Source organism: Psychrobacter sp. PAMC 21119 (assembly GCF_000247495.1).
Classification (GTDB): Bacteria; Pseudomonadota; Gammaproteobacteria; order Pseudomonadales; family Moraxellaceae; genus Psychrobacter; species Psychrobacter glaciei.
In genome coordinates this window covers 1-23249 of sequence record NZ_AHVZ01000014.1, presented here as the reverse complement: position 1 = coordinate 23249, position 23249 = coordinate 1, and the positions used below count along the sequence as shown (strand labels likewise).

At 42.7% G+C, this 23249-nt stretch carries 17 protein-coding genes; 6 read left to right on the top strand and 11 right to left on the bottom strand.

Annotated features, from left to right (window positions below):
• Positions 1–254 precede the first annotated feature (254 nt).
• A complete protein-coding gene (locus RH96_RS05945; RefSeq protein WP_010196164.1) occupies positions 255–4952 on the top strand; it encodes an AAA domain-containing protein in 4698 nt (1565 codons plus the stop codon).
• A 113-nt stretch (positions 4953–5065) separates the two neighbouring features.
• On the opposite strand, the gene thrH is transcribed toward RH96_RS05945, so the two are convergent.
• On the bottom strand, positions 5066–5737 hold the full coding sequence (thrH, locus tag RH96_RS05940; protein ID WP_010196166.1) for a bifunctional phosphoserine phosphatase/homoserine phosphotransferase ThrH: 672 nt from the start codon (positions 5735–5737) through the stop codon (positions 5066–5068).
• An 11-nt stretch (positions 5738–5748) separates the two neighbouring features.
• A complete protein-coding gene (locus tag RH96_RS05935) occupies positions 5749–6357 on the bottom strand; it encodes a LysE family translocator (RefSeq protein ID WP_010196169.1) in 609 nt (202 codons plus the stop codon).
• A gap of 144 nt (positions 6358–6501) precedes the next feature.
• On the opposite strand from RH96_RS05935, the gene RH96_RS05930 reads away from it, so the two are divergent.
• Positions 6502–7386 carry a LysR family transcriptional regulator gene (locus RH96_RS05930; RefSeq protein ID WP_010196172.1) on the top strand — a complete coding sequence of 295 codons (885 nt, stop codon included), beginning with the start codon at positions 6502–6504 and terminating at the stop codon, positions 7384–7386.
• Between the two features lie 366 nt (positions 7387–7752).
• Here the strand turns inward: RH96_RS05930 and RH96_RS05925 are convergent, their stop codons facing one another.
• Positions 7753–9939, bottom strand: coding sequence for an ATP-dependent helicase (locus tag RH96_RS05925; RefSeq protein WP_010196174.1), 2187 nt, complete (start codon positions 9937–9939; stop codon positions 7753–7755).
• A gap of 445 nt (positions 9940–10384) precedes the next feature.
• Here RH96_RS05925 and ychF point away from each other — a divergent pair, with 445 nt between their 5' ends.
• The 3 genes from ychF to RH96_RS05910 all read left to right on the top strand — a co-directional run bounded on the left by ychF (position 10385) and on the right by RH96_RS05910 (position 13946).
• Positions 10385–11476 (top strand): redox-regulated ATPase YchF, encoded by a 1092-nt coding sequence (ychF, locus tag RH96_RS05920; protein WP_010196176.1) that lies wholly within the window; start codon positions 10385–10387, stop codon positions 11474–11476.
• A gap of 173 nt (positions 11477–11649) precedes the next feature.
• Positions 11650–13071 carry a deoxyguanosinetriphosphate triphosphohydrolase gene (locus RH96_RS05915; protein ID WP_010196179.1) on the top strand — a complete coding sequence of 474 codons (1422 nt, stop codon included), beginning with the start codon at positions 11650–11652 and terminating at the stop codon, positions 13069–13071.
• Positions 13072–13262: 191 nt separating this feature from the next.
• Complete coding sequence (locus tag RH96_RS05910) at positions 13263–13946, top strand: TetR family transcriptional regulator (protein ID WP_026037055.1); 684 nt, start codon at positions 13263–13265, stop codon at positions 13944–13946.
• Positions 13947–13973: 27 nt separating this feature from the next.
• Here RH96_RS05910 and gspK read toward each other — a convergent pair whose 3' ends face one another.
• The 6 genes from gspK to RH96_RS05880 form a co-directional block, all read right to left on the bottom strand.
• Complete coding sequence (gspK, locus tag RH96_RS05905; RefSeq protein ID WP_141629672.1) at positions 13974–15071, bottom strand: type II secretion system minor pseudopilin GspK; 1098 nt, start codon at positions 15069–15071, stop codon at positions 13974–13976.
• 42 nt (positions 15072–15113) lie between these two features.
• Complete coding sequence (gspJ, locus tag RH96_RS05900) at positions 15114–15965, bottom strand: type II secretion system minor pseudopilin GspJ (protein ID WP_010196187.1); 852 nt, start codon at positions 15963–15965, stop codon at positions 15114–15116.
• Positions 15962–16453, bottom strand: a complete 492-nt coding sequence (gene gspI, locus RH96_RS05895; RefSeq protein WP_010196190.1) for a type II secretion system minor pseudopilin GspI — start codon at positions 16451–16453, stop codon at positions 15962–15964. Before gspI ends, gspJ begins: the two co-directional genes overlap by 4 nt.
• A gap of 3 nt (positions 16454–16456) precedes the next feature.
• Positions 16457–17269, bottom strand: a complete 813-nt coding sequence (locus tag RH96_RS05890) for a prepilin-type N-terminal cleavage/methylation domain-containing protein (protein WP_010196192.1) — start codon at positions 17267–17269, stop codon at positions 16457–16459.
• A 193-nt stretch (positions 17270–17462) separates the two neighbouring features.
• Positions 17463–18146, bottom strand: a complete 684-nt coding sequence (locus RH96_RS05885; RefSeq protein ID WP_010196194.1) for a TetR/AcrR family transcriptional regulator — start codon at positions 18144–18146, stop codon at positions 17463–17465.
• A gap of 233 nt (positions 18147–18379) precedes the next feature.
• Complete coding sequence (locus RH96_RS05880) at positions 18380–19168, bottom strand: TatD family hydrolase (protein WP_010196197.1); 789 nt, start codon at positions 19166–19168, stop codon at positions 18380–18382.
• Positions 19169–19479: 311 nt separating this feature from the next.
• Here RH96_RS05880 and RH96_RS05875 point away from each other — a divergent pair, with 311 nt between their 5' ends.
• A complete protein-coding gene (locus RH96_RS05875; RefSeq protein WP_010196198.1) occupies positions 19480–20145 on the top strand; it encodes an acyltransferase in 666 nt (221 codons plus the stop codon).
• A 53-nt stretch (positions 20146–20198) separates the two neighbouring features.
• Here the strand turns inward: RH96_RS05875 and RH96_RS05870 are convergent, their stop codons facing one another.
• Positions 20199–21986, bottom strand: a complete 1788-nt coding sequence (locus tag RH96_RS05870) for a GspE/PulE family protein (protein WP_010196200.1) — start codon at positions 21984–21986, stop codon at positions 20199–20201.
• Between the two features lie 102 nt (positions 21987–22088).
• Positions 22089–22940: a tRNA (N6-threonylcarbamoyladenosine(37)-N6)-methyltransferase TrmO gene (tsaA, locus tag RH96_RS05865; RefSeq protein WP_010196202.1), complete on the bottom strand. Its 852-nt coding sequence runs from the start codon at positions 22938–22940 to the stop codon at positions 22089–22091.
• Positions 22941–23249 lie beyond the last annotated feature (309 nt).

The window sequence follows — 23249 nt, the reverse complement described above, 5'->3', positions numbered from 1 at the left end:
ATCTTTAAAGTCATGAGTAGCAAGTTGCTTAGAAAGTTTAGTCAGTGGAAATTGCATCTATTATTAATCTATCATTACCACACCGGCTCGTCACTTTCCTTAATCAACTTTAATCAACTTTTTAACTATCTTTTTGGACAACTTTTCTATGAATACCTTCTAAGTAGTGACATTAATTTCTGTGCTATAGTTTGGTCTTTGTGTTTTCAGTGAAGTAATCGCTAATATTTTTGATGATTTGGAAGATTTAATAAATGAGTATTTACGCACAAAGATTGGCCTCTCAAATTGAATTCATTAAACAGTGTGCTTTGATGAAAAAAGCGCCTACTCAAGACTTTACGAAGCACAGTGACTTCACTTGTACAGAAGAGCAAGTATTAAATCTGCCTGGTATCAGCCTAAATATCATAGATGGTAGCTCTGAAGAGGTTTGGCTACGTCTAGAACGTTTACGTGAAAACTCAGCACCTAAACCTAGCAGCTCACTGTTAGCAAATTGGTTAATATTTCCAATAAAATGCGGCGATCAGCCTTTATTGCAAGAAAAAATCAATGTACAAAATTTAATAGACGATGGTGCTATCGCTCATGAAGAAGCATTCACACCATTTGAAGTCGAGGATAACCATCAGGATGAGACATTAGAGTTAGATGAACCATTACAGGCAAATATTTATTTAAGAGATTTTCCTGCAAGGGACGCTGTACGAGATGAATTCAATACGTACCTCAAAGATATTTGGCAACCTTGGCTAGCAAAAGAGAAACTCGTTCGCCAAAGTATTGCTCTGTATTCCAGCCTATTCATGCTGAATCAACAGCTTCAGGGCAATCTCGCTGATGCACAGCTAGAGCTAGTATGGGGTGTTGGTATTGCCCTACGAAAAAGCACTGACAATGAGCAAAGTAGCAAACAAATAAAGTATCCCCTATTGACACAATCTGTTGAAATCACCTTAGATCAGAAAACGATGGCGTTACTCATCAAGCCTACCCTATCTGTGCCTACGCTTGAAACTGAGCCTTTCTCCATGGATGAGAATCAAGGTTTAGCCAAGTTATTGAAAAACAGCAAAGCGTTTTATGATTCAGAGGATGTGTCATTAAGTCCTTTTTTACCAAGTAGCTATGAGCCTATCTTAAAATCAGCCGTTACTTTGCTTGACTCGTCTGGCGTTTATCAGCCAGACCATACTGGTGCAGATGATCGAAAAATACCTAAAGCGAAGAACAACCTAATCGTCACTGATACTTGGGTCATTATGGCGCGTCCTAGAAGCAATAATATATTTTTGCAAGATTTAGACAAGTTCGCTATTCAGCTTGAAAATAGCGATGACCTTCATTTACCAAGTGCGCTTATAGCAATGCTGACCGAGCCTGCTACAGAAAATAAAGAAATCATACTACCCGCTTATCGTGGTTTATCTATGGTCAGCGGCAGTGAAAATTATACAGACATGCCAGCTGAGCTATATTTCCCTAAAGCATTCAATGATGAACAAGTACAAATCATACAGCAGTTGGATGTTCACGATGGTGTGGTCGTTCAAGGCCCACCTGGTACAGGCAAAACCCATACTATTACCAATGTCATTTGTCATTACTTAGCACTTGGCAAGCGGGTACTGGTCACGTCGATGAAAGACCCAGCGCTAAAGGTACTACAAGGACAACTGCCTGAATCTATTCGCCCGCTCGCCGTTAGCCTGCTGACCAGTGAAAACGAAGGTCTAAAGCAGTTTGAACATACCATCAAAAAAATATCGAGCGAAGTATCTAGTATCAATCGCGAGGCCTACAAAAAAGACATCCTCATGTTTGATAATCAAATCGATACCATCCATGCACAGTTGGCCAGCACTGATCATAAAATTACGGCTTGGGCACGGTTAAACCTTGATGATATCACCATCGATAATGAAACTATTAAGCCCATAGATGCCGCGACTGAGGTTGCTCAAAACCGGCAGATTATCGAAAGTTTTCCCGATAAGTTGGGTATAGAAGAGAACTTTAAGCCTCGATTTACTCATGCTGATATCACAGCGCTAAAAGACGCAAGAGTAAACCTCGGCAATGACTTGAGTTATTTTAATAAAAAGATTCCTGCTATTGCAGACATACCGCCTACCAATGTTATAAAGCAACTTCATAAGGATTTAAGTTACCTCAATGAATCGCAAACAGCTGAGCAACAAGGAGAATTGCCAAGCTTAATCAATGACAGTGCTAGCACGCTAGATATTGCTCAGGAAACCACTGCTAATACATCTCGTTTAATTGATTTACTGCAAAAAATTGGAGCGGCTAGTCAGAATTGGACCACAGATATTCAGCAGCATTTAGCTAATGAGACTAAGCAAGATATTATCGGCCATCTCACTATACTAAACGATGAAATCAAAGCGCTTTTTGACGAGAGAACTATTTATTTAACCAAACCTATTACGATGACTGATGATTTTGATAAAAATCCAGAGCTCGTTGACGCGGTGAAAAATTTATCTGAAGGCAAAAAACCATTTGGTCTCGCTGGTATTTTTGGTAAGTCTGCTGAAAAGAAAAGCCTTGAGTCTATTACGATAGTCTCGTCAGCACCATCAAGTACAGAAGACTGGCAATATATATCCAGCTTTATAGCGTTTAGAAAAAAAGCTCAAGCGCTTATCCTTCGCTGGAATGCCTTATCAAATGAGCTGTCCTTACCAATATTTGAAGTGTCGTCTAATAATCTGGCTGCGTTACATTCAGCCGTTCATCTATATGATGAGATCATTGCTAGTAAAAACTTGCAGCACAGTATCAAGCAAGCGTTAAGCACTATATTCATAGATTGGGATGTTATTTCTGCAGCATCGTATGACACGGATATTTTGGCTGAGATTGAAAGTGTTCTTAAACAACATTTAAAGAGACATAATCTGGCTGAAAGTCTCACACTAAAAGAGACATTACTTAATAACCTCGCTGACGGTGAAGGCAATATTAGTGAAAAAATAATCGCCTTTTTCACTCAAAATATTGGTGACCCGCATTTATCTGATGAACAATTACAAACAGACTATCAAGAGCTGTTAAATGAGCTGCAACGCGTGAATAACCTTGCAACAGACTTACAGACAGTCGCTGACGTTACCCAACTCATTGAAGATAACGGTGCACCACTTTGGGCAAAAAAATTACGTTTTGAACTTCATAATAATTCTCAAGACACCTTGGCATCAGATAACTTGCAACCTGACGACTTACTGCCTGATAACTGGCAGCAGATTTGGCGAATTGGTAGACTGACAAGCTTTATCGACAGTATCGATGGTCGCAAGGAGTTAGTTCAACTGGCAAAAACTCGTGGCAATTTAGAAGTAAATCTGGCACGACTCTATCAAGAAGCCATCACCAAAAGAGCATGGCTAAAAGTTGCAGAAAATGCGACACCAAACGTTAGAGCGTCTTTAGAAAAATACCGCTCTGCCATTATGCGTATCGGTAAAGGAACAGGTAAAGGCGCGCATTATTATCGCCGAGAAGCGCGCGAAGCCTCTGCGGGAGCAAGTGCTGCTATCCCGTGTTGGATTATGCCGCATTATCGTATTTCTGAATCCTTGCCAGCAGAGTTTGGCAGTTTTGACTTGGTTATCATCGATGAAGCATCTCAATCTGATTTAACGGCGTTGCCAGCAATCATGAGAGCAAAGAAGGTTTTAATCGTTGGTGACGATAAGCAAGTGTCACCAGAAGGCGTTGGTCTCGATATCGAAAAAATTCGCAATTTGATGGCTCAATACTTGAGTAATCAAGTCCCTGTCTATCGCTCACAGATGTCACCTGATCGTTCAATATATGACTTATTCAAAGTCGTTTTTGCCGATAGCAGCGTCATGCTAAAAGAACATTTCCGTAGTGTGGCACCTATCATTGAATTCTCAAAACGTGAGTTTTACAACCATGAGCTGATACCTTTGCGTAAAGCCAAGCCTTCAGAGCGCTTAGACCCTCCATTGATTGATATTTATATCACCGATGGCTATCGGTTAAAAGGCTCTGATATTAACCCGTCAGAAGTCAGATTTATTGTCGATGAAATCAAGTTCATCGTTTCTGACCCAGTCTACAAAGGTAAAACCATCGGTGTTGTCTCATTGCTAGGTAATAAGCAAGCGCATAGCATTATGGAGATACTCAACAAAGAACTAGATGAGGCGGTAATGACTGCTTTCGATATTGCTTGCGGTGATGCCCGAACCTTTCAAGGTAAAGAGCGCGATATCATGTTTTTGTCATTGGTAGTAGTACCCGGAGCGGCTCATGCACAAACGAGAGACACTTTCGCCCAGCGTATGAATGTCGCTGCTTCAAGAGCGCGCGATAGAATGTATTTAGTACGTAGTATTGAGCTAGACGAGCTTAGCCAAGCTGACCATTATCGAGCAGAACTCATCAAACACTTTCAAGGACCATTCATGCAAGACGAAGAAGAAGTCTCTGATTTGCGTCAAAAATGTGAGTCTCCCTTTGAAACGGAAGTCTTTGATCTTCTGGTGGAGAGAGGCTATCGAGTGGTTCCACAGGTTAAAGCAGGTGCCTACCGAATCGATATGGTAGTCGAAGGTGAAAACGACAACAGCCTAGCCATTGAATGTGACGGTGATAGATATCATGGGCCTGACAAATGGGACAGCGATATGCAACGTCAGCGTATTTTGGAGCGTGCTGGCTGGAAATTCTGGCGCTGCTTTGCGTCCACATTTGTCACTCGTAAAAAAGAAGTTATCCAAGGTTTATTAGCAGAATTGGAACGTTTAGAGATTTATCCAATCACTATCGACACAGCATATAGCAGCCCGTATGTTGAATCTAGAGTCGTCACGACTGTTGATGCACCACAGATCGATATTGAAGCTAACATTGATGCCAATATAGATAGTGAAACGGAGACTGACGCTTAAATATATAAGAGTCGGTCAATACTATGGCGTGTCACCATTTAAACTGTAAGGCTTAAAATTAGATAAATTGCAGCCAAACAAGGAAAGTAGCTCAGATGATATCGAGATCTTGACTAGCTGTCTGACGCAGTTTGGCAAGATCTAGCCATTTTTAGGCTCTTTCGTTCAGATTGAGGACACACCTTAATAGAATCAATAATCTCCTGATAGCTATTTACGATATTAAACATAGGTAAGGCTTTCTCTACAACTTCTTTTGAAGGTGAGAATAAGTATCCATGAGTGGCTGCGCTTAGCATCGTAAAATCATTAAACGCGTCGCCAATCGCTATACTATTTCCCAATGATAAAGGATATTTTTCTATAATCTCATGTTTACCATGTTGGCGACTGTATAGTGCTTTATTAACATAGCCTGCACTATCAATCTGCAAACGATGACAATATACGGTATCCATTGGAACTTCGAGCTGCTGCAAGAATCCTTCAAGTAATTCATGAAAGCAGTCTGACACGATTTTAATCTCAAAACCTTTCATCTTTAATGCTTGTAGAAACTCTTTTGCTCCTTCAATTGGATTAAGTTGCCCGATAATACTTTGTATTTTTGGTAGCGTGATCTGATATTTTTCTAGAACAGCTATGCGATATAGCATCAGTTTTTCATAATCCTCTACTTCCCTTGTTGTGATGCTAAGCTCAGATATATCTAGGCGTATAGCCAAAAATTTCCATATTTCTGGGACTAAGACACCTTCCATATCGATAAAGGCTATTTTATTCATTTTGACTATCCTTAGTTTAAGTTTGTAAAGAGCAAGAACATACCTAATAAGGCTAATATGAAACCAATCACTCGATTGATTGCTACTTGTCTATTCAACATTTTTTCTCTTAAAGTACGCTGAGAGAACAATAAAGCCACTAGAGCAAACCATATGAAATGAGCTACCGACATGAACAGTCCGTAACCGATTAAAATGGATTTTGGGGTGATAGCGCTAACAATTTGTGTATAAGTGCTAATAACAAACAATGTAGTCTTAGGATTCAGGGCGTTCGTAAAGAAACCATATCGTAACGCTTGTGCAGAACTGATGCAGGTAGAAGAACCCACGTCCTTTACAGGTTTTTGTATAAATGTTTTATACCCAATATAAATGAGATAAAACGCACCAAGATATTTTATGATAGTCAAAAAATTGGGCGCAAACTCCATTACAATGGCAACGGCCAATAAGGTATAGGCGACATGTACTAATACTCCTAACGCTATACCAATAGAAGTTAATACACCAATAGAGCGCCCATATAAGTAGCTATTTTTGGTCACAATAGCAAAATCAGCGCCTGGACTGATGACAGCAAGAATAGTAATCATAATAACGGCTAAAAATTCTGTCATTTGTCTATCTCTATGCTTCTATTAGCTATATTTCCTGTATTTTTCACACTTACCTCGTGTAGTTATTCAATTCAGTTGTATCTTCCTATATTTATTAGTAAACTAAAATTGATTTATTTACATGAGTATTTATGAGTTTTTGGCATGATAGAAAAGATATCATTAAATTCGCTGAAGTTTTTTTATTACGTTGCACAGCATGGTAGCGTGACGTTAGCATCTCAAAAATTGTTTGTGACACAGAGCGCAGTGAGCAAACAGATTAAAAATCTAGAAGATGCTTTAGGTCTTATTTTATTTGATAGAGTGAACAAGAAGCTTGTACTTACCCCAAATGGCAGCTTACTTTTCGCCTGCTGCCAGCAAGTTTTTGCAAAATTAGACGATTGCCTTGTCGATTTAAAAAATCAGCAATATGAAAAGAAACAATTGGTACTATCCTGCGAACCTACAATTTCTATGAAATGGTTGATACCGCGTTTAGCTGAATTTAACTCACTAAACTATGGCTTTGAAATTGTGTTACTGACGGGCGGTGGAATCGTAGACTTTCAAGGGAAATCTATCGATATTGCTTTGCGCAGAAACGATTTTGAATGGGACAAGAATATATTTCATGAGAAAATTATTGAAGAATACATAGTTGCTGTTCGCAACACTAGAACCGAACAGACAAATACGCTTTTACTTACTTCTTCTCGACCAAATTTATGGCAACACATAAACAAGTCTAAGTTAGTGAGTAGTGACATTTTATCGTACGAACACATGGTGTTAGAACATTTCTATTTGTGTATTGAGGGATGTTTAGCTGGTTTAGGAACAGCTATTGTTTCAATATTTATGGTGGAAAAAGAAATCTCACATGAATTTTTAGCATTGGTACATCCTCCCGTAGCGGACAGTTCTTCATATAATTTATTATCCTATTACCCTTTTTACGAAGATGAAAGAAAGGTGATATTCAAAAACTGGCTGAAAACAGAGATGCTGATTAGCAAGGTACAGTTTATGGGAAATTTGAAGTAGATCTGGAGCTTACTTAAATTCTATGTATTTGCTTATACTTCAATAACAAGCAATGGATAACCAATATTATATCAATGAACTGCTGAGAAAATTTCCAGTAATATGAATCGCTTTGAGGACATCAACTGCTCCCAAAAGCAGCTCATGCTGTCATTTATTAAAACCACCTTTTAGGCTGAGACAAAAGCTCATCTATACGATAAGTATCAAAAGAGCATGACTAAAAGTCGCCGAAAATGTAACGCCAAACGTTAGAGCATATTTAGAGAAATATCGCTCTGCCATTATGCGTATCAGTAAGGGAACAGGCAATGTATCAATGTGCTAATTGATGGCACGCCCTGTAGCGTTAATACACTTCAAACATCACCACCACACTGGATCATCACTCGCCAGCGTCTCTAACAGTTTTTTAGAGCTTTTAACCTCAACTTCATCGGCAGAGAGCTCCGCGATAAAGCGTGAGGGCTTATCGAAATACCCTGAATAACTGGCGAAGTAATCAGGTGCGGTTAGATACAATCTGGTCTTGGCTCGACTACAGGCGACATAAAATAATTTTCGCTCCTCTTCCAACTCTTCAAAGTCATCCAACGAGCGATGATGTGGCGTGATGCCATCGACCAATGAATTGACAAACACCACTGGCCACTCCAACCCTTTGGCACTATGAATAGTCGAGATAGTGACTTTGTCACTGCCATTTTCATCCGGCTGACTGGTTGTCGCTACCGAATCATTGGGCGGATCGAGTGCCAAATTTTCTAAGAAATCATCAAGGCTACTGTGCTCTGTTGCCAAATTTTTGAGCACCCGAAAATCCTCACTACGCTCACGCCAATTCTCTTCAATCATCTTTAGGATAGGAATGTAAAAATCAAGTACCAGCTCAATGATAGCCTCAACCGACTCCGCTTGTTGCGCTTTGGTCAAAGTCGTATGAAGCGATTCTAACTGCGGACTTTTTTTGCTAAATTTCGGTAGTAATAATGGCTCAAAGGAATTGTTATCAGCATTAATCGCTTGAGTCAAACGCGTCGCGGTAACTGTCCCAACGCCTTGGAACAAGGTCAAAATTCGATGCCAAGCGATGGTGTCATTAGGATTATAAAGAATTTTTATAAAGGCTAAGACATCCTTGATATGGCGGCGCTCAACGAACTTAATACCCCCTACCACGATAAATGGAATATGGCGCTCCATAAATTCTAACTGTACATAATTAGACTGAAAAGACGTGCGGCACAGTACTGCAAAATCGTTGTAATCGTAGTCTGTCTTGTGCTCGATAATCTTATCGGCTATATATTTGGCCTCTTTTGTTTCATCGCTTAAACGGCTAAAGGTTGGTTTGTTGCCCGTTATGCTCGCGTTTGAATAGAGCTGCTTTTGATACCCTAGCGTGATTTGCGCGGACAAAGCATTGATATAATTTAAAACAGCAGGCGTACTACGATAGTTTTGCTCAAGCTTAATGAGACTCGCCTCAGGATAGGTCTCACCGAAGAGCAAGATATTCTCGTAATTAGCACCGCGAAACGCATAAATACTTTGATTGTCATCACCGACCACCATCAGCGAGACCGAGACTGGTGCACAGATAAGATCAATCAGCTGCTTTTGCGGAATATTCGTATCTTGATATTCATCAACCATAATATAGCGGTAGTTTTCTTGTAGCAGCTGACGGAATTTGTCGTTAGACTTTAGATGACGCACCACTTGGCTGATAATATCGTCAAAATCATACAAATGATTGGCGCGTTTATACTCATGAAAGTCGACAGCCAATTGCTCAATGATAGGAATATGAATAGCAATATCAGGATAATTATCTTCGATCAAGTTACGAATAGGAATGCGCCGATTTCTAGAGGTTGAGAAAATATTCTGTAAGGTTTTCTTGCGTGGAAATGCTTGTTTCTTAGTTTGCGCTGGGTACTTCTTTTCTTTATAAATCAAGTCAATCGCGTCCTCAGCATCCCCCGTATCTAGAATCGTGAAGCGCGGATTGATACCCAGTAGCCCTGAATATTGACGCAGCAGCCTATTGCAAAACGAGTGAAAGGTGCCACTGGTGATATCATTTAGCGCTTTACTGGTCGGCAAAATATCCTCGGATAACTGCTCGTCAGATAGGGTGTTAGTGAGCAAGGTTTTCGCGCGACTCTTAATCTCATTGGCGGCTTTTCGAGTAAAGGTCAGTAGCAATATTTGCTTAGGAGGCACACCATTCTCTAATAGATAACTGGTGCGATACGTCAAGGTTTTGGTCTTACCAGAGCCAGCACCAGCGATGACCAATACCTTGCCATCGATAGTAGTGGCTGCTAACAATTGATCCGGATTGAGCTCACTAGCGTAGTCTACTTTTAAGCCTAAATCACTATTCAACCTTTGCTTCAGCAGCGCAACATTGGCAGCATCATCGGCGTCGATTAGATTTGCCTCTAGCTTTTTAATTGCTTTTTCAAGACGCGCAAGCTTGGGTTTAATCTCCATAAAGTTCTGCGGATAGTGATAGCGGTGCGTGTCAAAAATAGTGGATGTCATTATAGGATATTGCCTTTCATTTTATTTTAGCCGCCTTTATCTGTATAAAGCACCTAATACGTAGCAGTTCAGAGATTTAGCTAAGAGGTTTTGATGTTAATGATTTTTGCTGTTAATGATTAAGATTGTTAGTAAAGTTTAGCGAGTTATAGGTACTCACCTTTAATGCGCTTGTCAGCCAAATTATTATTTTATAGTACAGCTTACCATAATTGATAAAACAGCAAAATTGCCAGCGATGACTAGGACAGACTCGGACAAAATCTTAGTATACCGCACAACAACCTCACCCCTATTCCGGTAAATTTGCTACAATATGCCCAATTTTGATTTACCATTTAACTAAGTTTTATAATGACTAATTACTGAGTTCTATGGGGACTAAGTAGCAAGTCTTATATTGACTAAGTACCAACTGATTTTATTCATATATTGAGAGCATGTTATGGGTTTTAATTGCGGCATCGTCGGCCTACCAAACGTGGGTAAATCTACCTTGTTTAACGCCTTGACCAAAGCGGGTATCGCCGCTGAAAACTTTCCGTTTTGTACCAAAGATCCCAACACGGGTATTGTACCAGTACCAGACCTACGCCTAAAGAAACTGGCTGATATCGTCAATCCTGAACGTGTACTACCGACGACGATGGAGTTTGTGGATATCGCAGGTCTAGTCGCAGGCGCGTCAAAAGGCGAAGGTATGGGCAACCAGTTCCTAGCCAACATCCGTGAGACTGATGCGATTGCCCACGTGGTACGCTGCTTCGATGATGACAACGTCGTCCACGTCGATGGTCGCGTTAGCCCTATTGATGACATCGAAACCATCAATACTGAATTGGCATTGGCCGATTTAGAAGCGGTTGAGCGCGCTGTGTTTAACTTAACCAAAAAAGCCAAAGGCGGCGATAAAGACGCTAGTGCCATGCTTGATGTGTTCAAAAAAATCGAACCATTGTTAGCAGACGGTCAAGCAGCTCGCGCGGCAAACCTTGATAGCGATGAGAAAAAACTCATCAGAAGCTATGGTTTGATTACCCTAAAGCCAACCATGTATATCGCTAACGTCTCTGAGGACGGCTTTGAAAACAACCCTTATCTAGATGCGGTACGCAATTATGCGACTGGTGAAGATTCTATCGTCATCGCGCTATGCAACCAAATCGAATCTGAAATCGCTCAGCTTGATGAAGACGACAAAAAAGACTTCCTAGCTGAGATGGACATGGAAGAAGCCGGTCTTGATCAAGTAATCCGTGGTGGTTATGACTTACTGGATATGCAGACTTACTTCACTGCTGGTGTCAAAGAAGTTCGTGCTTGGACTGTCGCTATTGGCGCAACCGCACCGCAAGCTGCTGGTGTAATTCATACCGATTTTGAGCGCGGTTTCATTCGTGCCGAAGTCATTGCTTATGATGACTTCATCGAGCACAACGGTGAAAAAGGCGCAGCGGCCGCTGGTAAATCACGTTTGGAAGGCAAAACTTACATCGTGCAAGATGGCGATGTGATGCATTTCCGCTTTAACGTTTAACGTTCAAAGTTTAATAAAGCGAATTGCGTGTTTACACAGTCTTAGTAGAGAACAACCAAAAGTCAGCCTTTGTGCTGGCTTTTTTTATTATAATAACGTCTGTTATTTTCAAAAACAGCAAATCCGCTGAAAATAATTATTAAAATAATGATAAAAATAACGGGTTATAAACTATGACGGCTCATATTTATCAATCGCTTAACAGCAGTGCACATTGGGCACAACTATTTAGTGCGCAGCGCTTGGGCAGCCACAAAAAAGCTCCAGCGCAAGACAGCGCGCGCTCATCCTTTCATAAAGATTACGACAGACTGGTGTTTTCGCACTCTTTTCGGCAGCTCAATCAAAAAACCCAAGTCCATCCATTGACCAACCAATTGGGCATTCATACGCGCTTGACGCATTCGCTTGAGGTCTCTTGTATTGGACGCTCATTAGGGATAATGGCGGCAGAAAAACTGCATGATAAATTAGCCAGCGGTCTACCAGCAGGCGTCTCGCCAGCCGATGTCGGTGTGATTGTTCAAGCAGCTTGCCTCGCTCACGATATTGGTAATCCGCCTTTTGGTCATGCAGGAGAATACGCCATTCGCGATTGGTTTATGCATCCTGATCGTCAGGCTATTTTGCAAAATCTGAGTAATAATGAGCAATTAGACTTACTGGCATACGAAGGCAATGCGCAAGGATTTCGGCTACTCGCCCGTAATGAGCATCATCCTGATAAGGGCGGTATGCGCCTCACTTGCGCGACGTTGGGTGCCTTTATGAAATACCCTTGGCTAGCGACGCATAGCAATCATGTTTCTGAAAGCACTTCTCCAAGTAATTCGCTCACCAATGTACAAAAATTTGGCTGCTTTTATAGTGAAGCCTCTCAGTTAGAAGAATTGGCAGCGTGCTTGAGTCTACCGCGCTCGCCGCAACATGATGGTTTTGCGCGCCATCCCCTCGCCTATCTATTGGAGGCCGCAGATGATATCTGCTACGCGCTGATAGATTTAGAAGATGGTATCAATCTGAATATGCTAACCTATAGCGAGGTCGCCACGATATTTTATGAGTTGATTGGTGAGCGTCCTAGTAGCGTGAGCTTGCCAGCGCATATGTCTGTCAGGCAAAGCCTAGCATCATTGCGAGCACGTGCTATGATGCGCTTGGTCAACACCGTCACCGACGCTTTTGTCGCTAATAGCGAGCCCTTGCTGGCTGGTACACTGCAAGGCAGTCTATTTGCACATTGTGATGCAAATGTGCAAAATGGTATTAATCAAGCCAAACAATTGGCGCATGAGCAAATATTCAATCACCCAAGCAAAGTGCGGATGGAATTGATGGCGAACCAATGCTTGCATCGCCTCTTAGATGCCTTTATACCATTGGCTTGGACAAACGCAAAAACTGCCCCGATGTCATTTGAGCAGCAGCGACTGCAAAAACTCCTCCAACCGCACCTCGATGAGCATCGACGGGTACTATCCGATAATATCTATCACAATATTTTAAATATATTGGACTTTATTACTGGGATGAATGATCATGAGGCATATAGATTGGCGCAGGAGCTACAAGGTCATTGGGGTACGATGGTCTAGGGCGCGTCCTCATTTTAGAAACGGTCACAGCGTCCATCTCACCCAATGTACTCAGTGTAATATTTGTGCTTAATTGCCCGATACTCACTATAAATGGCTTTGACTATAAATTAACACAAGTTGCGTATTTCAGTCGTATTTCTACGCTGAAGTGAGTATGATAAACCTCTATCGGATAATTTTGAAATATTATGAGCAGTCGCGAACAAAAGAAACTTCAAACCCGGCACGCCTTCTTTAATGCCGTGCTCGATCTCTGTATGACAGGACAGTCTTTTAGCTCCATCAGTCTCAGGCAGGTGACACGTGAGGTTGGTGTCGTGCCAACGGCATTTTATCGCCATTTCGATGATATGGAATCGCTTGGGCGGGCGCTGGTGGTTGAAGAATTGGGCGGGACACTCGCCATATTAAGCGACAGTTTACAAATTGGCCGTAGGCGCAGCTTTGATCGCCAAATCGCCAAGAGTATTCAGCTGTTTTTATATATGGTCAGCGAGCAGCCTTGTTATTGGCAGTTTTTGGTCAGCGAACGCTATGGTGGTTCAGAGGCCGTGCGCAAGGCCATTAATGAATTGATCAAAAAGCATGGACAAAGCTTAGCAGAAGATTTGGCCTTACAGCCCGCCTTTACTCATATTGATGCCTATGATTTACGCTTACTGGCTGAAGCAGGGGTTAATATGTTTTTTTCTTGGATTATCGACTGGTTAGAGCTGACGTATACTGAAGATCATGATGACGAAGCTGATTTGTCTGAAATTGAAAAAAAGAAACAGCTGATGCTGCATAACTGTACTCGTCAAGCACAAATGTTGTTTTATGGCGCATACAACTGGAAGTCTACTGAAGAGACTCGCCTTAGCGATGACTAAGTAATCTCCAAAACCTTTGAGTGCGGATTAAAAACTCGGCCGAAATACCCATAGACGCTGTGTAACAACCTTAATTGACTTCGCTGTTTTTCTCTTATCGTTATTACCCGTACTGTTGGCATCATTGCCATTTTTATCATTGCTATTAGCATCGTTGTTATTAGCAGCACTACTATTCTCGGTCTCACCATCATCAGTGGCAGCTTTGCTAATCAAGACAGTAGCAAAACGTTGCCGTGTTTGACCTGTATTCGCACTATCTGTCGCTGTGATAAGCGCCTTAAAGGCTTGACTGTCAACGGCTAATAATGGCGTTAATGCTGCCCGCTGCTCTGCATTAATGCCTCCCAATTGTGGCAATTGCCATAATTCATCAATAGATGGCAAGACCTGCTTGCGCCTCATCTCGGTCAACCCACGCATCTGCTCGCTAGTCACACCGTCCACCAAAGACGCCAGCAATTCAGGGCTGGCGGTATTGACATTGATAGGCACATAATAAGGGACGGCAGTAATGTAAGGGCGTAGCGCCGCCAGTACTTCAGCGCCTACTCCTCGAACGTCTGGTAGCTGATCGATGCTAAGAAATGGCTGGTTCGGTAAGGTCCCATCTACTGCCCCGCTGCGCTGCTGCGAATATACCACGCTCTCATCACCCCCATCTTGATAGACCTCACCATCTGCATCTTGATAATCCAGTACTGCAATAGCGATATCGGGCTCTAGGTTTAATTGTGTTAAGAGTCTTTGAAAGACAGCCAAGGCTGCCGTATTAACCGCACCATTCTGATATAAGTTATTGATATTAAAACGACTGGCCTCGTCACGCAGTTCGATGCTAATGCTATGATTATCTAAGGCATAAGGCGGTATTGGCTGCGCCCAAATATCTTGCTCGCTATCCGTATCATTGAGCTTATTATCCGCACGAATCAAGGTCACTGCCAACTGCTGACCGGCGTTAATATCTTGTAATAACTGATTCTGATCAAACAATAAGCCACTACGCCTGATAGCAATTTTTTGACTGGCAAGCATCGCCCCTGCGACCACCGTAATACTAACCACCAGTAGCAATATAGTCAGCAGCGCTACCCCGCGCTGAGAATGCGCTGTCATTGACATAAGCGACCTCTCTGATTGGTACAAGGGCACATTTTCAATACCTTATAAATTAGCATTGCCCACACCAGCGTTAGCAGTATTGCTACCATTAGTATTATCGTTATTACTGTTGTTACCGTCATTACTGCCATTATCGTTGCTGTTATCATTTTTACTATTAGGTGTATGTTGCATACTACTACGAGGGAATGGCTGCGGCGCAAGTGCCCATTGCCAAGTGATAGGCATATCTTGATAAGTGAAGCTGACGGCAATACCTTTTGGTAATAACTCAGCCTCAGCTTGGCTACTCGCTGTATTAGTCGCTTGCCCAGACGCTCTATTCACATTGCTGTTATTGCCACTGTTTTCGTCAGGGAACTTCGTCGCTATCTCTGGTAAATAGGCCTGCCAGCGTGCTGCTGTCACCCCTTCCAACAATACACTATCCAAACTAACGCTATCAGGCCCCGTTGCGAGGCTGGTATATTGACGGCGAATCAAGCGCTCATCGGCAAAAATATATTCGACGTGCTGCATACTGGTACTGCTTTGGTAGCGTGGGTCAGGATCTGCAAAGCGTACGAAGCTGACACGCTCGCCATCTAGGCTCATAAAAGGCTCAGGCTCTATCGCATTGTCTTGGCTGCTTTCGTTGCCACTATTTGCGACACTAATATCTTGAGTACGGGCATCTTGCGTCGTGGGTAACTGATAAGGAATGATTTGCCCCATATCTTGTTGTAGCTGCAAATAGGCATATTGCAAGACAGCCAGATTATCAGCATGAAATTGTGCGCGCTCACGGGCGCGGTTCACACTATCAAACACTTGCCAACCAGCCACTGCCAACATCGCAAATATTGCCATAGCGACCATCAGCTCAAGTAAGGTAAAGCCGCGTTGCTGTCTCACGGGTTACCTCCACTTGAATTTGGGTTCGCTAAATCCAAACTACCCACATCTTGTTCTGGATTACTCAAAACCACCTTAATATCCGTCACTGTGTTGCCTGTCTGTCCATCGATAATAGGCGCGACAGCGATAGTAACTTGTTTCAACGCTGGGGTAATGGTGTCACCGACTGTCATCACTACTTGCCAATCCCGACCTTGCGCATTAAGCGTTTGGCTGCGATTGGCGGTCAGCCATGTATCTTGAATCTGTAGATCAGCCGCCGCATTTTGGGCAACGAAATGAGCCAGCGTACGGGTACGCAACACATCAACCGAGCTGAGATACGCACTGCTGGCACGGCTAGCAGCGACGGCGACGACAGCTAAAATCGCTAATGCGACCATCACTTCAATCAAGGTAAAACCGCTTTCGCGTGTCGACTTTAAAAAGGTATCTTCGCTAGGCCTAGTAGCCGAATTGATAGGCAATTTTGATAACTTAACCATCAGCTACAGTCCTTGTCCTAACGACATACTACCGTCCGGCATGATGGTAATTACCTCACCCACCAAACGCGAATTATGACGTACTTCGATCGTTACAGGCGTTGCTTGCCCGGTGCCAAACCAGAGTATTTGAGGTACCGTCTGATCGGTAAACCAAGGCTGTAGCGTCTGATTCTGTCCTGCATTTACAGCGTTGCCAGCATCTAAGCTTTGCACACTCAAACTAACCCCATCAGGCATTTCAGGCAACGTGACTTCTGGTTCAATCTCCCAACTTGGCGTTGGTGTTTCGCCATTCGTACCCGACAAATCTGTAGACAATTCCATAGCATTTTTGGGACGGCTGTCCGTACCGTCTGAGATGATATCAGCGGTTTGATAGGCAATATAAGGATTCGATAAGGTGACGATAACCGGATTTACTTGACTTTGTTTATTTGCTTGTAAGCTTAAGCCCATCGGCTGCATACGCTCAGCTGATAACAGCCGAACGTAACTCAATGAATCGGTAAGGTGTTCATAAAAGGCACGGTTTTTTCGGGACTCACTACTACCAACTGACAAGCTCATCATGCCAGCAAAGATAGATAGAATCACCACCACTACCACGATTTCAACGAGGGTAAAACCAGCTTGCGCATGGGTGCTTTTTGATATTTTAGAGGATAAAACGGGAGGAGTTTTTACTATAGCGACATTGCAGCCGGTACGAGCGACCGAACTATTAGCCTTTTCAGTATATAGTAAGTGTTGACTTGCTAAGCCTAAATGGCAAGCGACCACTGAACTGGACTGAGTCTTAGCAGTGACCGGCATATTGCACCTATTGGCCTATGATTAGGGTTTGTTATATAAAGTGGTAAACATAGCAGAGTGATAGATATAGTAGGCTCACACAGAGCGTAATTTCTTGAGAGTTCTCATCACTCAAACCTTGGCAACTTTGGCGTGTTGCAATAAGAATATTACAACACGGATGCTTTTAAATTTATCTAAACGCCTACAGGCCCTAGTAATTGGTATTGCGATGTTCTTCTGACTCAGTATCAATTTGCTCTACCAGCTCTTGCATATCTTCATCCATGACTTCTTCATCGTCGGCAGGATAATGACTAGGCAACTCAAGCATTTGCTGGACAAAAGCATAACGCAGGGTATCACGGCGACCCAAATAACGCTGATAAAAGCTTGAGTTTAATAGTCCCGCACCGCCTTGACCCATCGCCCAAATAGAGGACAAATAGTCACGCGTACTCAAGTTACTGTGCTCATCCTTTAGATAAGCACTGATGATATCAATCAGACGCTTCATACGCTGACGGCGAATATCATACAGCTCACCAAATAAGCGATTGAGACCCGTCACCGATGCTGCCAAACGCTCTTCAATTTGATTGAGTAGCATGGCTTTTTGTGGATTAAACAGTTGCTGAAAAATCATACGAGCAACGCCTGCCGAAGGACAATCATCAATTCGATTAATCTCAAACAACTGCTCTTCATAGCGGATAATAATACGCAAATAGAGCTCATCTTTACTGGAGAAATGCTTATATAGCGTCCCTTTAGCTAAGTCCAGCTGATCCGCCAAACTGTCTAAAGTGATATCACCATCGCCTGACTCAAGTAGCAATTGCTCTGCCATCGCTAAGATATTTTCTTCTCGTGCCTTGAACTGATGCTGACGACTCATAATCTCTCCTAAAACCTGACAAGATTAAACATATGACCCTCGAATGGATTAGTGCGTCGGCGACAAGCGTATGAGGTCATACAAAGTCTACTCGAAAACCACCAAAGAAGATATGCTTATGTTTGCTAAATAGTCATTAATAATCATATGCTTACGCTCGGGATAATAAGTAAAAATAGCGTAAAGTAATAAGACTATCTAATAAATGACTGAGTGGTCATAGCATAACGATTTTAATGGTACTGTGCCAGTAAATTTTCAAAGTTTTTTGCGGTCAATGCCCCAACCTCATCACTACTACAACCATACATATCTGCCAAACAACTTGCCACGTAGGGTACATAGGCTGGCTCATTGGGTTTACCACGCTTAGGTACAGGTGCTAGATAAGGACTGTCGGTTTCGATAAGCAGTCGGTCTCTAGGCATGTTTTTTGCGGCATCTTTGATGGTTTGTGCGCTTTTGAAACTGACAATACCTGAGAACGAGATATAAAACCCTAAATCTAGCGCCCGCTTGGCCGTCTCCCAATCTTCAGTAAAGCAATGAATAATACCGTGCTCAGCGCCTTCCGCCTTTAAGATATCAATCGTATCTTCTTTGGCATCGCGCATATGTATGACGAGTGGTTTTTTTAAACTTTGACTGGCATGAATGTGACGTGCAAGGCTGGCTTGCTGCTCTTTTTTATTTTCAGTTGACCAATAATAATCCAGCCCCGTTTCCCCAATCGCCCATACATGGTCGGCATCAGCCGTTTCGATCAAACGCTCGACCGTCGCTGATTGCAAGATACTGATATCTTCACAAGGATGGATACCGACGCTCATGCCAAGATTTAGCGTCTCATCGCCATAGGAGCTAACGATATGGGCAATCTCGTCATATTCAGCAAAATCACACATAATCGCCATTGCCCGAGTGACATTGGCGGCTTTCATTGCGTCAATCGCACCAGACAATTGACCATCATACTTGGTTAAATCTAGACGATTAAGATGGCAATGGCTATCAGTAAACATAAATACTCTCGTTAATAAAAATGAATAAATAAAAAATATTAGGAATAAGTCTTCAAAGTGACAGTCGTATTGGTAACAATCATATTAGTAACAGTCGTATTGATTGCCCCAAAGGCAGCTGTTTTCAAGTAAAGTTTAGCGGTACACTATCAGAGGTATGGTTAACCGTGTCTGAAACGGTATCAAAACTGACTATATTCTTGACATGAGTTTTGACATGAGCCTTGATATAAAGACAGCTAACCAACCATAAAAGCCATGCGCTAGCGAAAACATTACGCCTTCTACTCACTTCTCATAAGCCCTTTATTATGAACCACAAAAAAACCATCAGTCTTTCTCCGATCATAAAAGCATTGTTACCCAAACGGTTATACAAAAAGCGGTTTTTATTACAAGATAAAGGGCATGATAATCATATTAGTATTGCTAAAGACGCGCGCATCATTGGTAATTCAACCATTACCATTCGCAAAGGTCATGACAATCAAATCACTATCGGTCAGGGTGGCAAATTTAATCAGTTAAAAATTGACATCAATGGTAATCATAATCAAGTCACGATTGGAGAGCACGTTAAGTTTTCGGGGCAATTATTGGTTGTCGGTAATCATCTGCATATTTATATCGGCAATCATACCACCGCCATCGATTGCTATATTTTGGCTCGCGATAAAAGTGTGACCATTGGTCAATCATGCATGATATCACGTGGTATCGAAATTCGAGCGACTGACGTCCACAAGGTCTATGATATAGACACTAACGCGCGAGTGAATAAGGCACATACAGACGTCATTTTAGGAGACCATATTTGGATCGCCGCCAATGTGACCATCTCTAAAAACGTCTCTATCGCCAGCGGTTGTATCATTGCAGCAGGGGCATTTGTCAATAAACCAGTCGAGACGCCCAACTGCATGATTGCTGGTACACCAGCCAAAATTATTCGCCAAAATGTACGATGGGAGCGTTAAATAATCAAGTCATAAAGCGACGTTTTACCATAGCGAGCATTGGCTATTTAAGGTCAATGCAATGGCACCACACGCATCACCTCTTCTAAGGTCGTCACGCCTTCACTGATGCGCTTTGCGCCCGATAAGCGCAACGGCTGCACACCTTCGCGATACGCTTGCTGCTTTAGCACGTCCAAATTGGCATCAGCAGCAACCAGTTTTTTGAGCTCATTCGATAGCGGCATAATTTCATACAGACCGATGCGACCTTGATAGCCCGTATGACGGCAATGCTCGCAGCCCTGCGCTATATAAATTTGTGCTGGCACGGGCGCACGCCAAGGCTGAACCAATTCCTGCCATTGAATTGCAATTTCACTATCTGCAGTCACATCCAGCGGTTTTTTGCAGTGCGGACATAATGTCCGTAGTAGACGCTGTGCCATGACCCCTAATATAGTCGCTGAAGTTAAAAACGGCTGAATACCCAAATCATGTAAGCGAGTGAGTGAACTTGGCGCATCATTGGTATGCAACGTCGAGAGCACCAAATGCCCAGTCAGCGATGCTTGCACCGCCATATTGGCAGTCTCAGCATCGCGAATCTCCCCAACCATAATAATGTCAGGATCCTGACGCATTAACGAGCGGATACCATCAGCGAAGTGCAGATCAACCCCTGGATTCACCTGCATTTGATTAAAGGCTGGCTCAATCATCTCGATCGGGTCTTCAATCGTGCAGACGTTGACCTGCTCAGTGGCGAGCTGCTTAAGCGTACTGTACAACGTTGTGGTTTTACCTGAGCCAGTCGGACCCGTGACCAAGATAATGCCGTTTGGATGCGCAGTCAGCTCATGCCAAGTATCAAGCTGCTTACCTGACAAACCAAGCTGAGCAAACGAGCGCACCAGCACTTCTGGGTCAAATACCCGCATGACCAGCTTTTCACCAAAGGCAGTCGGCATCGTCGATAGACGCAGCTCAGTTTCTAGACCTTTTGGCGTACGGGTTTTTAAGCGGCCATCTTGAGGTTTGCGCTTTTCTGCGACATTGAGTCGTCCTAAAATTTTAATCCGCGCCGTCACCGCGACGATAATCGCCAGCGGCATCTCGTAGACGGTATGCAGCACGCCATCAATACGAAAACGCACTTTTCCGGTCTCACGGCGAGGCTCTAAGTGGATATCACTGGCGCGCTGCTCAAAGGCATATTGCAACAACCAATCGACGACTTTGACAATATGTTGGTCATTGGCATCAGGATTGGTATTGTCACCCAATTGCAATAATGCCTCGACATTGGTGACATCCGCCGCCGCCCGCTTGTGGATGCTATTTGCTCCTGCAATCGCTTGCGTGACTTGATAGAACTCTTGCCGATAACGGTTGATCTGTTCAGGATTGATAAATACCGTACGAAAGCTTTTAGACTTAATGAGCTTTTCAATATTGCCATGCCAATCACTATAAAAAGGCTGGTCGGTGCCGATGACGACTTCATCAATTGTCACCTCAATCGGCAAAATATGCTGTGAGCGCGCATACTCAAAAGACATCAACTGCGTGACGGCTGGCACATCAACTTTTAAAGGATCAATACGTACGAGCGGCATATCTGCTTTGACAGCCAGCCATTCATTGAGCCATGGCAGTGTCAATTTCTGTTGTTGCTCATTATCCAAAGCATGTCCATTGGGTAAGCCAAATTCACTAATCGTGAGGAGCGGATGCTGCGCCTTATCACGGCGACTGGTAATCACCAAATTGTAGCCACGCTGATCAATCACCTTATCCGCCAATAATTCATCTAGGCACCAACGCAAATCAATCACGATCGAATACTTTTGAGCAGACATATTTTTCTTCTTTTATTAGAATTTTTTGCAAACCAACTGTTTTATGATGTCGATAAATTGGTATAAATAAAAACGACATAAAGAACGCGCTACTCTCTCACGCTACAAAACCACTGCTACAACGTCCGTTATCTGCAACTGTCCCGATTCTATCAACTGAAAACTGACATCGACAGACTTATAGCGCATAACAAACTGTTTATTTACTTCCTCACGGCGATAGGCAGGACGCGGATCTTGTGCAATCAATGCTTTGATAGCATCGAGGTCAGATCGTATGAGTTGCGTTCTTACCTTGTCAATGACTGCCGCTACTATACATAGTTCATTAGGTTCTTTATGAGGCTGTTTATTGACCACCATTTGTGTAAATTGATGGTAAGCAAACTCCGTTATAGTCACATCCAATGACATGGGTGCAGAAGGCGCAAAGCCACTTTTTGCATGCACTAATGCATCACTATAAGCCACATAAGGTTTGATATCGATAATGGGCGTGCCATCTATCATATCAGCACCGCTGATAATAAGTAACACTCGACCTTGTACTATTTCAATACGCTCAAACTTGACCACAGACAATCCCAAAGCGGATGGTCGATACATACTGCGACTGGCAAATACCCCTATTTTCTGATTACCCCCAAGCCTTGGTGGTCGAACTTGCGGGCGAAAGCGGCTGTCTGCTTTATTTACCTGCTTATCTTTACTCGCTTGATTGGTTTTATCCACATAATTATGATGAAACTGCCAACTGATCCAAATATGACTAAATGCTTCCAAACCAATGAATGCCGCTGGCGTATCATAAGGCGCTAGCATCTCAATCACACTGGTCAAGGCCACCAAATTCGGTTGCCTTGGCGCACCAAACTTCTGTGAAAGCGGCGCACGATGATAGCCAATAATAGGTGCTCGATGATGGTCATCCAAAGATGCATTATGGTCAGACATATATCCACTCCAATGATGGCAAACGGCCCTTATTAAGACAGTTGGCTCAATCATACAAAATTACTCACTAACGATATTCCATTTTATCATGCTACATAGCGGCTGCTAGACAGATTTTTATTTTAAAGTTTGGTATTATGATCGAGAAATTTATTGAGAATGGCTTGCATTCATACGACAGCGGTATTGCTCATGGGGATAAAAACCCTCGCTATTACTCTACAATTCCTAGGGCGTGTCCTCATTTTAAAAATGAGGATAAAAGTGAGGTAAATGGCAGTCAAACAAGGAAAATAGCGCAGATAATAT

What these genes read in the sequence shown, in the direction of transcription:
- RH96_RS05945 (WP_010196164.1), top strand. Translation starts at nt 255, where the DNA reads ATGAGTATTTACGCACAAAGATTGGCCTCTCAAATTGAATTCATTAAA.
- thrH (WP_010196166.1), bottom strand. Translation starts at nt 5,737, where the DNA reads ATGAATAAAATAGCCTTTATCGATATGGAAGGTGTCTTAGTCCCAGAA.
- RH96_RS05935 (WP_010196169.1), bottom strand. Translation starts at nt 6,357, where the DNA reads ATGACAGAATTTTTAGCCGTTATTATGATTACTATTCTTGCTGTCATC.
- RH96_RS05930 (WP_010196172.1), top strand. Translation starts at nt 6,502, where the DNA reads ATGATAGAAAAGATATCATTAAATTCGCTGAAGTTTTTTTATTACGTT.
- RH96_RS05925 (WP_010196174.1), bottom strand. Translation starts at nt 9,939, where the DNA reads ATGACATCCACTATTTTTGACACGCACCGCTATCACTATCCGCAGAAC.
- ychF (WP_010196176.1), top strand. Translation starts at nt 10,385, where the DNA reads ATGGGTTTTAATTGCGGCATCGTCGGCCTACCAAACGTGGGTAAATCT.
- RH96_RS05915 (WP_010196179.1), top strand. Translation starts at nt 11,650, where the DNA reads ATGACGGCTCATATTTATCAATCGCTTAACAGCAGTGCACATTGGGCA.
- RH96_RS05910 (WP_026037055.1), top strand. Translation starts at nt 13,263, where the DNA reads ATGAGCAGTCGCGAACAAAAGAAACTTCAAACCCGGCACGCCTTCTTT.
- gspK (WP_141629672.1), bottom strand. Translation starts at nt 15,071, where the DNA reads ATGTCAATGACAGCGCATTCTCAGCGCGGGGTAGCGCTGCTGACTATA.
- gspI (WP_010196190.1), bottom strand. Translation starts at nt 16,453, where the DNA reads ATGGTTAAGTTATCAAAATTGCCTATCAATTCGGCTACTAGGCCTAGC.
- RH96_RS05890 (WP_010196192.1), bottom strand. Translation starts at nt 17,269, where the DNA reads ATGCCGGTCACTGCTAAGACTCAGTCCAGTTCAGTGGTCGCTTGCCAT.
- RH96_RS05885 (WP_010196194.1), bottom strand. Translation starts at nt 18,146, where the DNA reads ATGAGTCGTCAGCATCAGTTCAAGGCACGAGAAGAAAATATCTTAGCG.
- RH96_RS05880 (WP_010196197.1), bottom strand. Translation starts at nt 19,168, where the DNA reads ATGTTTACTGATAGCCATTGCCATCTTAATCGTCTAGATTTAACCAAG.
- RH96_RS05875 (WP_010196198.1), top strand. Translation starts at nt 19,480, where the DNA reads ATGAACCACAAAAAAACCATCAGTCTTTCTCCGATCATAAAAGCATTG.
- RH96_RS05870 (WP_010196200.1), bottom strand. Translation starts at nt 21,986, where the DNA reads ATGTCTGCTCAAAAGTATTCGATCGTGATTGATTTGCGTTGGTGCCTA.
- tsaA (WP_010196202.1), bottom strand. Translation starts at nt 22,940, where the DNA reads ATGTCTGACCATAATGCATCTTTGGATGACCATCATCGAGCACCTATT.